Source organism: Xanthomonas sp. 4461 (assembly GCF_024806475.1).
GTDB classification, from domain to species: domain Bacteria; phylum Pseudomonadota; class Gammaproteobacteria; order Xanthomonadales; family Xanthomonadaceae; genus Xanthomonas; species Xanthomonas arboricola_F.
Genome location: NZ_JANTYV010000001.1, coordinates 1141428 through 1156859 on the forward strand (window position 1 = coordinate 1141428; position 15432 = coordinate 1156859).

Genomic DNA, 15432 nt, shown 5'->3' on the forward strand with positions numbered 1-15432 from the left:
CACGACCGTTTCGAATGGCAATGCCGGGGGGCAATGCAGTAATGGCTGACGCGCCGATCGGTGCGTCAGTGCAGACGCCGTGCAAGCGCACGACGTGGCAACTTGCTGGTGCCGCTACGGAAGCCCGTTGGCAGCGCCAGTTGATGGTTCGACATTCCAGCCGCGCACTTGCAGCGTGGCGTTGCGCAGCGTGTCCGCAGACGGTCCACGGATTTCCACCTCGCGCTGCTCGCCCGGCACCAGGCTCAGATAGTTGTCGCTGTAGTACGCCGGCAGGATGCGTTGGCCTTGCGCGTCCACCAGGGTCAATTTGGTGTTGAGCGCCACCTGCTGCGAGGCGTTGCGCACGGTGGCGCGCAGCACCGGCTCGGCACCGTCCTGCAGCTGCGTGCCGAGCTGCACCGGCACTGCCGCCAGCGCATCCAGGCCGCGCATGGCCGCCGCATCGCGTGCCACCCAGTAGAAATTGCGCGAGCGCACCACCGCATCGCGATCGAGCAACTGCAGCCGCACAAAGCCCAGCCCGTTGGTGTCCTTGAGCAACGGCGCCAGTTGCAGCACCGGTGCCGAGACCGCAACGGGCGCGGCGTCCACCGCCTGTTCGCGTTGCTGCAGCAACGTACCGTCGGTGCCGTAGATCTCTGCACGCACACGCAGGCCGCGCAACGGGTCGCTGGCGTTGTTGACTACCACCACTTCATGGCCGGGCAGGTTCATCTGCACATGCAGCATCTCTGCCGCGTTGCGCACGCCGTAGTAGGCCGCGTGGGTGTCGTAGTCGTGGCTGTAGATCTGCCACATGTTGCTGGGCCAGGCCGGATGGCTCATCCACAGCAGGCGCCCGCTGTTCTTGGTCCACAGCTGCGCGTTGAAGCCTTCGAAGATGGCGCGATGGGTGTCGTAGTTGAGCAACTGCGCCTTGCGCTCGAAATCTTCCAGGCTGGTGGGCGCACCCAGCTTGTCGGTGAGCGAACGCATGAAGCTGGCGGTGTCGCCGTTACCGGACTGGTGCCAGTCGTGATAGGCCCAGGCATCGCCGATCGGCCACTGATCGCCAGCAGCAGGTATCGAAGCCTTGAATGACTCCAGCGTGGAGAACGACGGCGTGCCCACCTCCACCGAAAAGCCCTGCGCCAACGCATTGAAGTAGGCCACCGGCTCGCGGTAGTTGTACGGGCCGCTGCCCTGCAGATTGACCTGGTTGGAACTGCCGGTGTACCAGCGCGTGCCGTCCAGTTCGGCAACCAGCGCATCCAGGCCTTCGTTGAGGATGGGCGCGGGCACCCCTTCGTTGCGGCCGAACCACAGCACGATGGAGGGGTGGTTGCGGAAACGCCTGATCACCTCGGAGGCGTTGTCCAGGAACAGCGCCGCATCGGCCGGCTCCATGTTGTAGTTCTGGGTGGACTGCCAGAAGTCGTTGAAGACCAGCATGCCGTATTCGTCGGCCAGCTCGAAGAAGCTGGCTTCGGTGTTCTGCCCCACCCAGTTGCGTACCACGTTAAAATGCGCATCGCGCTGCAGGCGGAAGTACGGCTCCAGCCGCTCGCGCGAGACACGCTTGCGCCAGTCGTCCATGCCCCAGTTGCCGCCCTTGACGGCAATGCGCACGCCATTGATGCGGATGGCCAGGTAAGGCGCCAGCGCGTCATCGCTGAGCGGCGTGACTGCCGGCGATGCCTGCGCGCCGGGATAGAACGATTGCGCATCGCCGCCGGGCACGGGGCGGATCGCACTGTGGCGGGCATCGACAATGCGTTCGCCACGCTGACGTGCCTTGTTGAAATCCACCAGCACGCGGCGCAGCGCACCGTCCTGGTCGAACAGCGACAGCTCGTAACTGACCTCGCGGATGCCGAAGCGCAGCTGCTGCGTGTCCGATGGCGTACCGGCCACTTCGACGCTGGCCTGCAAGGTATATAGCGCAGGCTCGCCATAGCCGTTGGGCCACCACAGGCGCGGATTGGCAATCGCCAGTTCCGGCGTGTCGGCGGCGCCGAGCGTGAGCGTTGTACCACCGGCCGGCACATTGACCTGCCGCTGGATGCGCACCTCGCCGATGGCCAGTTGCAGCGTGCCCTGCACCGCCGCGGCACTGTCGTTGCGCAATGGCACGCTGATTTCGAGCTCGGCACGCCGGTGATCCGGAGCCAGCCGCGTCGTCACCACCCGGGTGTCGCCAAGCGCCAGCGGCCCGGTGGCGTGCAACTGCACGTCCTGCCACAGCCCGGCGTTGCGATCGCGTACCGCCGGAATCCAGTCCCAGCCTTCGCTGGCGATGAAGGTCGGCCCATCCAGCGCCTGCACACCGCCATTCTCGCCCACGCCTGCGGTCATCGATTGCTCGTGCGCGATGCCGGGATGCGGCGGCGGCGAGACACGCACTGCGATGATGTTTCGGCCGGCCTTGAGCTGCTTGCTGACATCGAAGCGGCCGCGTGCGAACGCACCGCGCGTACGCCCGACCTGGGTGCCGTTGACCCAGACCTCGCCCGCATAGTTGATGCCGTTGAACAGCAGCTCCAGCCGCTTGCCCTGCGCTGCAGCAGGCAGATCGAAATGGCTGCGGTACCACCAGTCCTGCCGGCTCAGCGACTCGGGAATGGCCATGTTGTTGAGACCCATGTCCGGGTCCGGATACACGCCCCGATCGACCAGCGTGGTGAGCACCGTGCCTGGCACCGTGGCCACGTGCCAGGCCGCGCCGCCGCGATCATCACCGCGCGACAGGCTGGCGCCCGTGGCCTGCCCCAGCTCCGGTGCCGCAGCCAGTTCCCACGCACCGACCCGCCATGCCGCAGCATCCAGCGGCTGCAACGCGGGCGTCGGTTGTACCGGCTTGGCCACCGGCGCAGAGAAGGCCGCCGCACTGCGCGGCAGCGTTGCGGGCGCCTGCGGTGCGACCTGGCCAGCCATCTGCCTGACCTGGACCTGCCAGGCCGGCGAGGCGTCTTCAAAACGCTGCAAGGCCTGATCCGGCGCCTTGGCCGCAAGCTGCGCGATGGCCGGCGCATCCAGTGCAGCGGAATGCGCAAGAAAGCCGGCAATCTCGCCACCGAAGTGCTGCGTATAGGCGGCGGGCTGCTCGCGCGGACCGAACATCAGCACAGGCGCGACCGCACTCTGGCGGACCGCACCACTGGCGACCTGGCGGCCATTGGCGTACAGCGTCAACCGCCCCGCTCGCGCCACTGCAGCTACCTGCGTCCAGGTTCCTGCGGGCAGCGCCTGCTTGCTGCGCAACACCGTATCTGCGCCCTGCACGAAGGCGAGCCTGCCGTTGTCGATTGCGAAGTAACGTCCGGCCGATTTCGGATCGCCCAGACCGGCGATCAATGCCGGGCCGGCATTCGCACGCGAGGGACGCACCCAGCCTGAGATGCTCCAGTCCGCGTCGGCAGCCAACCCTGGCGCATCGGCGGCTAGCTTCTTTGCCAGCCCCATCCCGCCCGCCAGCACGCGGACATCGTATGGACCGGGCGACTGCACATCGGCGGGCGCAGCCTCCACTGCAGCCCAGGCCATGCAACCACACACCACCCACAGCGCTCCACGGCGGAACGCCTTGCGAACCATCAGCATTAGAGGCCTCTCCCAAGCTCTACTGCCAAGCAACGGTGCACACCACTCGCACGCAACCAACAAGACGACTCGCAGTCGTGGTGTCGCTTGCTTTCGAATGATGCCGCCCGTGGCTGCCGCCCCTGTTTCAGCGGCCATGGTGCGAGGTAACGTTACCCCAGGTGGATACCGACAACAACCGTTCTGCGTTAGGGTTGGCGCTCCCAGGAGGAGGGACTCATGCGAAACCTGATCCATTCCGCATTACCGGCGGCGTACGCATTGCTGTGTGCGATCGCGCTTCCTGCAGCTGCCCAGCGTTTGCAGGTGCAGTCGCCCGATGCACGTACGCAGGTGGAATTCACGCTAAGCGACGGCGGCGTGCCGACCTATCGCGTGCTGTATCGCAACAAAGTCGTGCTCGACGACGCTCCGCTTGGACTGGATCTGGGCCGCGCCAATACGCTCGGCAAGGCGATGACGCTGCAGGGCAGCACGACCGACACGCATGACAGCCGGTTTGCCTTGGCCGTGGGCAAGACGCGTCAGGCACGCGACCACTACCGCCAATTGCGCGTGCAGTTGTCCGACCCGCAACAACGACGCCTGACGGTGGAATTGCGCGCCTACGACGACGGCGTTGCACTGCGTTATGTGCTGCCCGACGCCGGTGAAGTACGGATTCGCAATGAGCTCACCAGCTTTGCGTTTCCGAGCGATTACCCATGCTGGACCTTGAACCTGGGTCGCTTCGGAACCAGCCACGAGGGCGAGTACGACGCCATCGCCGCGTCCAGATTGCGCCCGCACAATCTGTTGGAGTTACCGCTGGTGTGTCAGACCGACGCACGCGGCACCACGCTGGCGATCGGCGAGGCGAATCTGCGCGACTACGCGGGCCTGTATCTCACCGGCCGCGCCGATGGCGGATTGGGCGTATCGGCGAAGTTGTCGCCGCGTCTGGACGAGCCGAAGCTGGCGGTCAGCTTCGATGCGAAGGGACGCGATTTCGCAACGCCCTGGCGGGTGATCATGCTGGGCGACAGCCCGGCGAGCCTGATCGAATCCAACCTGATTTCCGCGCTCAACCCGCCGCCGGCCTTCGATGCGAGCTGGGTGCGTGCGGGCAAATCGGCGTGGGACTGGTGGTCTGGGAGCCTGGCCGGCGGGGTGGAACATCCCGGCATGAATACCGCCACAATCCAGCGCTATATCGATCACGCGCAGCAGTTGAAACTGCAGTACATGTTGATCGACGACGGCTGGTATGCCGGCAGCACCGGCGATGGCCAGTACAACGTCGATGCCGATATCCGCCGGCCGGTGGAGCAACTCGACCTGCCGGGCCTTGTGACCTATGCACGGCAGCGCGATGTCGGGCTGTGGTTGTGGGCGCATTGGCGCGCGCTCGATGCGCACATGGACGAAGCGCTCGCCTGGTATCAGCAGCTCGGCATCAAGGGCATCAAGGTCGACTTCATGGACCGCGACGACCAGCAGATGGTGGACTTCTACCATCGCCTGCTGAGCAAGGCCGCCGAACACAAGCTGTTGGTCGATCTGCACGGTGCGTATCACCCCACCGGCCTGACCCGCACCTATCCCAATTATCTGACCCAGGAAGGCGTGCTCGGCGCCGAATACAACAAATGGACCACGCGCATCACCGCCACGCATAACCTCACGTTGCCGTTCACGCGGATGTTGCTCGGGCCGATGGACTACACACCGGGCGGCTTCCGCAATGTGCGCCCGGCCGAGTTCAAGATGCAGCACATCGCACCGCAGGTGATGACCACACGCGCGCAGCAGCTGGCAATGTACGTGGTGTACGAGAGCCCGTTCGCAGTGGTGGCCGACAGCCCCGAACAATACGAAAACGTGCCGGCAGCGCAGTTCCTGCGCGATGTCCCGGCAAGCTGGGACGAAACCCGGGCACTGCAAGGCGCCATCGGCGAGCACATCGCGCTGGCGCGGCGCAGCGGCAAGGACTGGTATGTGGGCGCGATGACCAACGAGCAGCCACGCACCTTGACCTTGCCGCTATCGTTCCTGGGCAAGGGCAGCTGGACCGCAACGATCTACGCCGACGGCCAGGCGCCCACCGAGGTCCACATCGAGACCCGCAAGCTCACCCGTGAGAGCAGCCTGCAACTGGAACTGGCTGCAAACGGCGGCGCGGCGGTACGGCTGCAGAAGAAATAAGCGCGGTAATCCAGGCCCGGGACGCCCCTTTGCCATCTGCAGAGGGGGATGGGGATACGACGGCGATGTGCAGGGATCACTCCCGCTATCGCGCTTGACCTGTCGAATGGCAGGTCGATAGCAGCCCGGCATCTCAGCAACACTACAGCTGCATGGGCGTGATCGTGGGCACTGTTGCGCAGCGGCACCGCGCCGCACATCGCCTGGCGCGCGTGTGCAGCGGACATCCGCTTAGCGCATTGCGCTTGCCGTGTGCCTGGCGTCACGCAATCAACGCATACGGATATTTTTGCAAAGCATACGTTTTAGGATGCGCGCACCTTCACCGCAGGTGCGCGCTGCCGGCTGTCCGCCGGCTCGCCCTGCGACGTGATGGCGCGGCCTGCATGGTTCGCCGCATGCGGGGCCGTTTCATTCCGGCGCCAGGAAAACACTCCCATGACGTTACGTTCCAAGCGACCGATGTCGATCGGCCGCGTCGTTGCTGCGCTTGCCATTTGCACCGCAGCACCCGCCAGTTTCGCAGGCACGCTGCTATCGCCCTCCACCTCGGCTGCAGATGATCAACGTATCGATGCGCTGATGCCGCCGCTGCTGCACACGCCCGCCTCCGCACGTGTTGCGCCCGAGCCGCGTGCAGGCATGCCGCGCAGTACTGCGGCTGCGGTATCGCGTGCATTTCCGTCGGTCACGCAGGAGTTCAAGCAATTCCTGGACGCGCAGGCACAGCTCAGCTACGCCACGCGCGCGGTGACCGCCAAGGTCGGCGGCCCGGCGGACTTCGCGCAGATGCAGCGGTATCTGTTCAATCGCTACAACGGCCTGACCGTGCTGCGCAGCGTGCATCAGCGCGGCAAGGTGTTCGACTGCATCCCGCTTGCGCAGCAGCCTGCGTTGCGCGATGGCAGCGTGCCTGTCCTGCCACCGACTATTGCGGCCGGGGTCAGCACTGGCGCTTCACTCGACGCAGCGCAGCGCTGCGACGCGGGCAGCGTGCCGTTGCAGCGCATCGGCCTGGCCGAGATGAGCCAACACGCAACGCTGCAGGCGTTCTTGCGCGGCACCACACCGCGTGCGAGCGCACCTGACCGCCCCGCACTGGCGCCGGCCGCACAGGATGCCGCGTCGGTGGTGCACTACTACTCCACCATCTACCTGGACACTGCCGGCTCGCCGGTGACCGGCGCCGGTGCCGACCTCAATACCTGGGTACCGTCCGTGCGCGCCAACGATGCGCAGTCGATCAGCCAGATCTGGCTGGGGGGATACACCCCGCAAGGGCAGATCCAGACCCTGGAAGCCGGTTGGCAAACCCAACCTGGCGCAGGCTGGGGCACCACGCCGATCCTGTTCATCTATTCCACGCAGGATGGCTACATCAGCACCGGTTGCCATAACCTGGATTGTGCCGACTTCGTGCAGACCAGCACGGCGAATGTGCTCGGCGCCGCGCCAGCCGACGGCTTCAGCACCGCGGGCGGCAAGCAGGCCATGCTGCATGTGGAATTCCAGCGCAATACCGACGGCTATTGGTGGTTCGGCTTGAATGGCGAATGGATCGGCTATTACAAGGCCGAGCTCTATACGGGCGACATCGCCGATGGCAGCGCCAGCATCTTCATCTCGGCCGGTGGCGAAATTTCCACCTGGGATGGTCGCCCCAGCGCACCGATGGGCAGCGGGCGGTTCGCATCGGCCGGCTACCGGCAGGCCGCGTTCCAGGCCAATCACTTTTATCGCGATGCGACCATGGTCACCCGGCCTGCACAGCGGTTGTCATCGCTGAATGTGGAGCAGCCGTCGTGCTACACCTTGGCGATCGCCGGTTACGGCTATCCGTATGCACTGGGCGCCGGCGTTTCCCGCACCAGCCTGTCGCCGGAGATGCAGAGCGGCGGCATCTACTTCGGCGGGCCGGGCTGCGCCCGCTGAGTCGCTGAGTCGTTGCGAACGCGCGCACCGCTGCAGCGCGCGCATTCGCCTGGCGGCCACGACATGGGCCGGCATGCGGTTATGCGGTAGATGCTGAAACGTCGGCACTGCAGTCACCCCGTCAGCATGCAGCCAGCGAGGCAGTGGTTTGTTGGCATGCCCAATGGAAAGCCTCACCACGGCACGCGCATCCACGTCTTCTGGTTGTCCTTGCCGGCTTCACACAGCCGGCAAGGACGCACCACGCCGCTTGCCCGCCGTGGCAATGGGCGCCGGCTTACGGCAAGTCCACGCCTGCGCACACTGCCGGGCGCGCATCCTTGATCTGCTGCACGCCGCGCGCATCGAACTGTAGCGCGGCATGTTTCGGCGCGAATGCCGGCCACGCGGGCAAGCCCTTGGCATTGGGATTGCCACGCTGCACGAAGGCCGCCCAATACCGTTGCAGGCTCACCGGTGGCTGCCCGATAGGCAGGTTCTTGAACAGGAACGGCAGCTCGGCGCTGTGGGTCACTTGCCCACCCGGCGCGGCGGTGTCGAACACGTAATGCCACACCGGCACGCCCAGTGCGGCCTGGTGCTGCGCGACAGTCACCGCCGGGCAGCGGAAGGTGAGGTCGGTGGACAGCTGCATCGCTGCATCGCCCTGGCGCTCGGCCCGTTGCGCCGCATGCGTGCGTTGCGCCTGCAACACGGCCTCGGCGCGATCGGGATAGTCGCGACGCAGACGCGCCTGTGCGCCCTTCTCGCCACCGTAGGTGAGCTCCTGCACCACGTAACCGATCAACAGCGGCACCTTGGCCTGTGCGCCACTGGCCAGCAATTGGGCCGGTGCGCGCGGCAGCACGCGCCCATCGACGACGGCTTGCAACCAGACATAGCCGTCGTCGTCCAGGGCCGGCACGTCCACACCCTGCCCGGCCTTGAGCAACTGCTCCACCGGCAACGCGCGCAACTGGCTCAGACGGGTGGCCGCATCGTCGATGCCGGCGCGTTTGGCGATGGCAGCGCCCAAGGCGCGATTGTCTTCCAGGCTGCGCGCCGGCAGCCCGAAACCAGCGGTACCGCTTTGTTCGATCGCTGCAGAAAACAGGCCACGCGCAAGCGGGCTGAGCATCAGCAAGCCCACATCCTGGCCACCGGCCGACTGCCCGGCGATGGTGACCCGTGCAGGGTCGCCGCCGAACTGCGCGATGTTGTCGCGCACCCAGCGCAATGCGGCGATCTGGTCGAGCAATGCGTAGTTGCCGGCCGCTTCGTTGTCGCCATCGCGCAGCTCCGGCAGCGACAGGAAGCCCAGCGCGCCCAGCCGGTATTGCAGCGTCACCACCAGCATGTTCTGCGCGACAAGATTGGTGGGCAGATGCCCGTCGGCACCGCCAGCCACATTGGCGCCGCCATGAATCCACACAAATACCGGCAACGGGGCTGCCGGCTGCAGCGTGGGTGTCTGCACTTCGACGTAGAGGCAGTCTTCGCTGCCGCGCCTGGCCATCGCGTCGTTCCAGCCCAGCGCGGGCTGCACGCACGGCGTGGCCGCCTGCGTGGCGTCGCGTACCTGCGTCCATGCGGTCGCCGGCTGCGGTGGGCGCCAGCGCAACGCACCCAGCGGCGGCGCGGCGAAGGGGATGGCACGGAATACCGCGCTGCCGTCGTCCTGCCATTGCCCGCGGACCACGCCATGATCGGTACGCACTTCCGGCGGCGCCGCAGCAACGGTGGCCGCGGCAGCAGACGCGCTGCCACTCAGCATGCAGCTGGCGGCAAGCAAACAGGCAGACAGGCGCATCACAGTTCTCCGGGGTTGACGCGGGCGCGCCAGGCGGCCTGGAACACGGCGGTGGCCGAGGCCACGTTGAGGCTTTCGACCTTGCCGCTGCCGTGGATGGAGAGCTGCAGATCGCAATCGCGGGCGAACTGGCGGTCCATGCCTTCGCTTTCGGCACCCATCACGTACACCAGACGCTGCGGCAACGCGGCGGCAAACACATCCTGCCCACCCTCGACCAGCGTGGCGGCCACCGCAAACCCGGCCTGACGCAATTGCGTCATCGCCAGTGCCGTCTCCGGCAGTTGCACCAGCGGCACGGCTTCGGCACCGCCTTCGGCCACGCGTGCCGCAGCACCGGACAAGCCCAGCGTGGAGCCAGCCGGCAGCAGCAGGCCCGCCACACCGAAGTGGGCCGACGAGCGCAAGATCGCGCCGAAGTTATGCGGGTTGCCCACGCCATCCAGCCACAGCGCCAGCACCGGGCCTTGCGGCAATGCCGCCAGCCACTCCTGCAGCGGCTGCGGCGGCACCCGCAACACTTCTGCCACGATGCCTTCGTGATGCGTGCTGGACGCCAGCTTGGTGAGGTCGGCGTCTTCCACCACGCGGTAACCCAGACGCTGCGCCACGCACCAGGCCAGCAAGGCCTTGAACTGCGGGATGCGCGCTTCGCTCAGGTAGATCTTGCGCAGCGCCTGCGGGCGCGCCTTGAACACCGCCTGGATCGCATTGATACCGTACAGGCGCAGCTCGCGCGCGGTGTTGGCGTTGGCAGCGGCCGGTGCGGCAGCGGCGGTGCGTGCCGCAGGCGCAGCCGGCGCGGGCGCGCGTGGTGCCGCACGGCCCCACGGGTTGAGCGGCGCAGCGCCGCTGCCGGTGGTGTCGCGTGGCGGCCGGGCGCCACGTCCATCATGTTGTTTCATCGTTGTGTCCAGAAATCCGCGTTCTTGATGCCAAGCCGGACCGGATTGAAGACCGGATCCAGCCCCTGGCGCTTTTGCCGTTCGTAGTCCTTCAAAGCCAGCATGGCGGGCTTGTGCAGGATCAGGATGGCGATGATGTTGAGCCAGGCCATGACGCCGACGCCGATATCGCCCAGCGCCCAGGCCAGCTGCGCATTGTGGAACGCGCCGAAGATCACCATGCCCAGGATGCCCAGGCGCAGCAGCAGCACGGTGAGCGGCCGGCGCCGGTTGCCATTGATGTAGCTCAGGTTGGTTTCGGCCATGTAGTAATAGGCCATGATGGTGGTGAAGGCGAAGAAGAACAACGCCACCGCAACGAAGCCCGCGCCCCAGCCCGGCAGCACCGATTCCACCGCCGCCTGCGCATAACCGGGGCCTTCTTCCACCCCGCTCAGGCCGGCGTACAGGCCGGGCTTGGCGCCGTCGGGCGCGTACACGTTGTACTTGCCGGTGGTGAGGATCAGGAATGCGGTGGCGGTGCACACCATCATGGTGTCGAAGTAGATCGCAAACGCCTGCACGTAGCCCTGCTTGGCCGGATGCGACACCTCTGCCGCTGCCGCGGCATGCGGCCCGGTGCCCTGCCCGGCTTCGTTGGCGTAGATGCCGCGTTTGACGCCCCATTCCACCGCCAGCCCCAGCAAGGCACCGAACGCGGCGTGGCTGCCGAAGGCGCTGCTGAAGATGGTGGCGAACATGCCCGGCACGCGCTCGGCGTTGAGCACCATGATGACCAGCGCCATCAGGATGTAGCCCATCGCCATGAACGGCACCACGATTTCGGCGAAGTTGGCGATGCGCTTGACGCCGCCGAAGATGATCACCGCCAGCATGCTCGCCACCAGGATGCCGATACCCAGCTTGGCCGCATCGCGCATCGGCAGGCCCATCCACTGCCCGTCCATCGCACCGCACAGGCTGGTGCCCCGGCAGGCGTTGATGACGCTGTCGGCGATTGCGTTGGCCTGCACGCCCGGCATCAGGAAGCCGGTGGCGATGATGGTGGCCACCGCGAAGGTGAGCGCGTACCACTTCAGCCCCATCGCCTTTTCTATGTAGTACGCCGGGCCGCCGCGATAGCGGCCGTCGGCATCCTTGATCTTGTATATCTGCGCCAGCGTCGATTCCACGTACGACGTGGACGCACCGAGAAACCCCATCACCCACATCCAGAAGATTGCGCCCGGCCCACCGAAAGCGATGGCGGTGGCGACGCCGGCGATGTTGCCGATGCCGATACGCCCGGCCATCGACATCGCCAGCGCCTGGAACGAGGACACCCCGGCATCGGACTTCTGCCCGCCCACGGTGAGGCGGATCATTTCCACGAACCCGCGTACCTGCATGAAACGGGTGCGGACGGTGAAGTAGACGCCTGCTCCCAGGCACATGAAGATCAGTGCCTTGCTCCAGACGATGCCGTTGATGCCATTGATGAGTGCTTCCACGCAATCTCCCCGAGTGCTGGATCGTGAACCCCAGCATTAGTGGGGAGTGGATCGATTCTGGCCGAAAGCGCCGCACGATGCGACGTGCGGGCACGCCGCGCCATCAACGCGCGCCAATGTGCCGGCTGTCCATATGCAACTCGTGTGCGCCGTGATGCGGCATCGGGGCGGCGCGCCGCATGCCCTGTGCAGCGACGCCAGCGTTGTGCGGAAGCTTGGCCGCGACCGGCTTCACGTCGCGAGGGATCGTCGATGAATGCGGGCGGTGCACCCGAAACCGACCTGTACACGTGGCACAGGCCGAGTCCGTGCACCGCTCGCGACCGCGCGGCGGCGCGGTCGCGTTGTTGGCCGCTTAGCGCTTGGCGGCCTGTGCCTGCTTGAGCGCGGCGCACAGGCGGATGGTTTCGCCGGTCTGCGCCAGGCCGCGGTCGGCACCGCTGAGCTTGGCCAGGCGCGGCTGGAAGAAGGCATCCAGGCGGTCGGCGTCTTCTGCGCTGCAGCCGCCGGATGCGCCGAGCGCCGGCAGACCGCCGCCGTCGAACGACCCGCTACGCTGCACGATGCGGTCGAAGTTGGCGGTGAACCACGGCCACATCGACGCGTGCGAACTCTCGTAGCTGTTCCCACGCATCAGCATGCTCTTCATCTCGCCGACCTTGATCGCGTCGGTCAACGCAAAATCGCGCACCTGGGTGAGCAGCGCAGGGTCCTGCACCGCACCCAGTGCGGCGATCATGGCGTTGCGCTGCGCAGGGTCGGCGTGGGTGCGCAAGGCCTCGATCAAGGTCTGCACCGCGGGGGCGCCGCGTTCCTGCGCGGTGACCGCCAGCACGGTGCCGAGCAGATCCGGGTTGGCCGCAGAGAAATCCAGCGCCCCGTTGCCACCGGCCAGCACCGCATCGCCCTGGGCGAGCAGCGCCTTGCGCACTTCCGCGTTCTGCAGGCGCAGCGCGAACAGGCCGGCCAGCGACGAACGCAGCGTGGTGTCGTCGATGGATTCACCATTACGCCGCGTGTAACCCAGCTGGCGCAGACGCGGCAGATAGGCCTGTTCGGCGGCCTTGCGCAACCCGCCGCGCTGGGCCTCGGTGGTGGCCTGGTAGCGCCAGATCCATACGAAGCGATCCACCAGCGCGGTGGAGACGTCGGACGATGCAGACGGTGCCAGCTGCTCGATCGCCATCAACACCGCGTCGCTGTCGGCATCGCCGTGGCGGTAGGCCGCATCGATGGCATCTGCATAGGCCAGCTGTTCGTTGTCGTCGAGTTGGCCGACCTGCTTGCCGAGTGCGGCCAGCTGCTTCTTGGGCAGGCTGAAACGGTAATAGCCGGCGCCACGCGCATTCGGAAACACCCAGGTGTTCTTGCCGGCGCCGTCCAGCACGATGCTGCCGCTGCCGTCTTCCAGCAGCTGACAGGCGGTACCGACCTGGTTCTTGCCCTTGCCGTACTTCACGCACACCGGCACGCCCCACTGTTGTGCAGTGGAGCCGGTCGAACCCAGCGGCAAATACCGCTGCTGCTGCAGCTTGACCACGGTCTTGCCGCCTTCGCGTGCCACCTGGGTCTGCAGGTAGGGCACGCCCGGCTGATTCAGGAAGCTGCGGAATGCCGCCTTGAAGTCTTCGCCCTTGCCGGCGGCATCGGCGATCGCATCGACCAGATCGTCGGCGGTGGCGCTGCCGAACTTGTGCTTGGCGATATAGGCGCGCATGCCTTCGCGGAACACGTCATCACCGACGAAGGCTTCGAACATCGCCAGCACCGCCGCACCCTTCTGGTAGGTGATGCCGTCGAAGGCGGTTTCGATATCGCCGTTGCCGGTGATCGGCTGGCGGATCTTGCGCGCGCTGACCAGGCTGTCGTTGTCCATCGCGTGCTGTGCGCCGCCGATGCGATCCAGGTTGGCGCGGTATTCCGGGTGCAGCTGCATGGTGATTTTCTGCTGCATCCAGGTGGCGAAGGCTTCGTTGAGCCACAGGTCGTCCCACCATTCCATGGTCACGGTGTCGCCGGTCCACTGGTGCGCCAGCTCATGCGCATTGACGTTGAAGGAGCGCTGCACGTTCTCGGCCGGCGAGTCCTTGTCCAGCAACAGCAGCCAGTCGCGGAAGGTCACAAAACCGGGGTTTTCCATCGCACCGGCGCTGAAATCCGGGGCGGCGACCAGATCGAGCTTGTCGAACGGATAACCGAAGGCGTAGTAGTCCTCCAGTGCGGCGATGATCGCCGGGGTCTGGTCCAGCGCCGGGGTGATGCGCGGGCCCTGGCCCTGGGCGGCGATGCCGCGCAACGGGGTCGGGCTGGGGCGCTGCGGGGTGGCCGGCATGGCCGGCACGTCCACCACGTCCCAAGGGCCGGCGGCGTAGGCGACCAGATAGGTCGGCAGCGGCACGGTCGGGGCGAAGCTCACCGTCTTCCAGCCCTTGCCGGCCGGCTTGGTCGAGGTGGCGATGGTGTTGGCCAGCGCCTGGTCGTCGGCGGGCACGGTCAGGCTGAGGTCGAACGGGGTCTTGAACGCCGGCTCGTCGAAACCCGGGAACGCGTAGCGCGCACTGATCGGCTCCATCTGCGTCATCGCATACGCCTTGCCCTGGTACTTCACCTGATACAGGCCCTGCAGCTGCTGATTGAGCGGCGCGCTGTAGACGATGTCCACGGTGAGCGTCTGCGGCTTGAGCGTGCGACCGAAATCCAGCCGCACCACACCGGTCTGCGCATCGGCATCGACATAGCGTGCGCTGAGCGCCTTGCCCTTGGCCGGCTTGACCGTGGCCTTGCTGACCTTGAGCTCCTTGCCGTGCAGCCACAGATGGTCGGACGCCTGCTTGAGCTGGACGCGGATGGTGGTGCGGCCACTGAACTGCGCCTGCTCCGGGTCGACCTTGATCGCCAGGCTGTAGCGCTCGGGCACCGCCCAACCCGGCAGGCGACCATTGGGTACCGGCTCGCCGGACGTCTGCGCGAGTGCGCTACCGCAGCACAGCGCAAGGAGAGAAGGAGCAAGCAGGCAGGCAAGACGACGCATGGGCAATTCCGGTCAGGTAACCGCCGAAGTCGACCATAGCCGGGCATGCCTGTCATGTGACCTTAGTCATTGCGCGGCCGAAGCGATGGGCGCGCAGCCGCCCGCCAGCGCGCGCTACGGCAGCGGCCACAGCACGACCATGTCCACCACCAGCAGCACCAGCGCAATGCTCCCGAGCAGGGCTGCACGCAGGATCGGACACCGCAGCGGCGCTGCGCCGCGTGCTGGTTCGATCGAGCGCTGCCGGTGCATGCCTGTTTGCGCAGGCGCTGCCGCAGCGGCATCAGGCGGTTGCGCTGTGCCCGGCGTCGTAGCGCCTGCCGAGCGTGCAGCGACATCGCCAGCGCGCGATGCAGCGCAATGCGGACACCGCATGCGCAGCGTGGACGGATCGGCATCGATGAAAGGCAGCGTCTGCATCGCATGCACTCCTGGGCTGGATTGCGCCATCTGACTCGATCACGCGGCAGCGTTGCAGGCAGTGGCCAAGACGCTCCCGGCAAGGCGATACCGGGCTGC

Annotated in this window: 8 protein-coding genes; 2 read left to right on the plus strand and 6 right to left on the minus strand. The window is 66.5% G+C overall.

The genetic code is table 11. The features are described 5' to 3' along the window. Positions 1-114 precede the first annotated feature (114 nt). The gene (locus tag FHY19_RS04945; protein WP_259162449.1) at positions 115-3582 is read right to left on the minus strand and encodes a LamG-like jellyroll fold domain-containing protein; all 3468 of its coding nucleotides are present in this window, start codon (positions 3580-3582) and stop codon (positions 115-117) included. Positions 3583-3801: 219 nt separating this feature from the next. On the opposite strand from FHY19_RS04945, the gene FHY19_RS04950 reads away from it, so the two are divergent. Together FHY19_RS04950 and FHY19_RS04955 are read left to right on the plus strand one after the other, a co-directional pair. Further along, a complete protein-coding gene (locus FHY19_RS04950; RefSeq protein WP_259162457.1) occupies positions 3802-5766 on the plus strand; it encodes a glycoside hydrolase family 97 protein in 1965 nt (654 codons plus the stop codon). A gap of 438 nt (positions 5767-6204) precedes the next feature. Continuing rightward, positions 6205-7698 carry a neprosin family prolyl endopeptidase gene (locus tag FHY19_RS04955; protein ID WP_259156044.1) on the plus strand — a complete coding sequence of 498 codons (1494 nt, stop codon included), beginning with the start codon at positions 6205-6207 and terminating at the stop codon, positions 7696-7698. A 277-nt stretch (positions 7699-7975) separates the two neighbouring features. Here the strand turns inward: FHY19_RS04955 and FHY19_RS04960 are convergent, their stop codons facing one another. From FHY19_RS04960 to FHY19_RS04980, 5 genes are all read right to left on the minus strand, one after another. Next, positions 7976-9490 (minus strand): carboxylesterase family protein, encoded by a 1515-nt coding sequence (locus FHY19_RS04960; RefSeq protein WP_259156046.1) that lies wholly within the window; start codon positions 9488-9490, stop codon positions 7976-7978. Then, on the minus strand, positions 9487-10392 hold the full coding sequence (locus tag FHY19_RS04965) for a TrmH family RNA methyltransferase (protein ID WP_259162459.1): 906 nt from the start codon (positions 10390-10392) through the stop codon (positions 9487-9489). The genes FHY19_RS04960 and FHY19_RS04965 overlap by 4 nt, the downstream gene beginning before the upstream one ends. Next, positions 10389-11882, minus strand: a complete 1494-nt coding sequence (locus tag FHY19_RS04970) for an alanine/glycine:cation symporter family protein (RefSeq protein ID WP_259162460.1) — start codon at positions 11880-11882, stop codon at positions 10389-10391. Before FHY19_RS04970 ends, FHY19_RS04965 begins: the two co-directional genes overlap by 4 nt. A gap of 355 nt (positions 11883-12237) precedes the next feature. After that, positions 12238-14913, minus strand: a complete 2676-nt coding sequence (locus tag FHY19_RS04975) for a M1 family metallopeptidase (RefSeq protein WP_259162465.1) — start codon at positions 14911-14913, stop codon at positions 12238-12240. Positions 14914-15027: 114 nt separating this feature from the next. Then, on the minus strand, positions 15028-15333 hold the full coding sequence (locus tag FHY19_RS04980; RefSeq protein WP_259162466.1) for a hypothetical protein: 306 nt from the start codon (positions 15331-15333) through the stop codon (positions 15028-15030). Positions 15334-15432 lie beyond the last annotated feature (99 nt).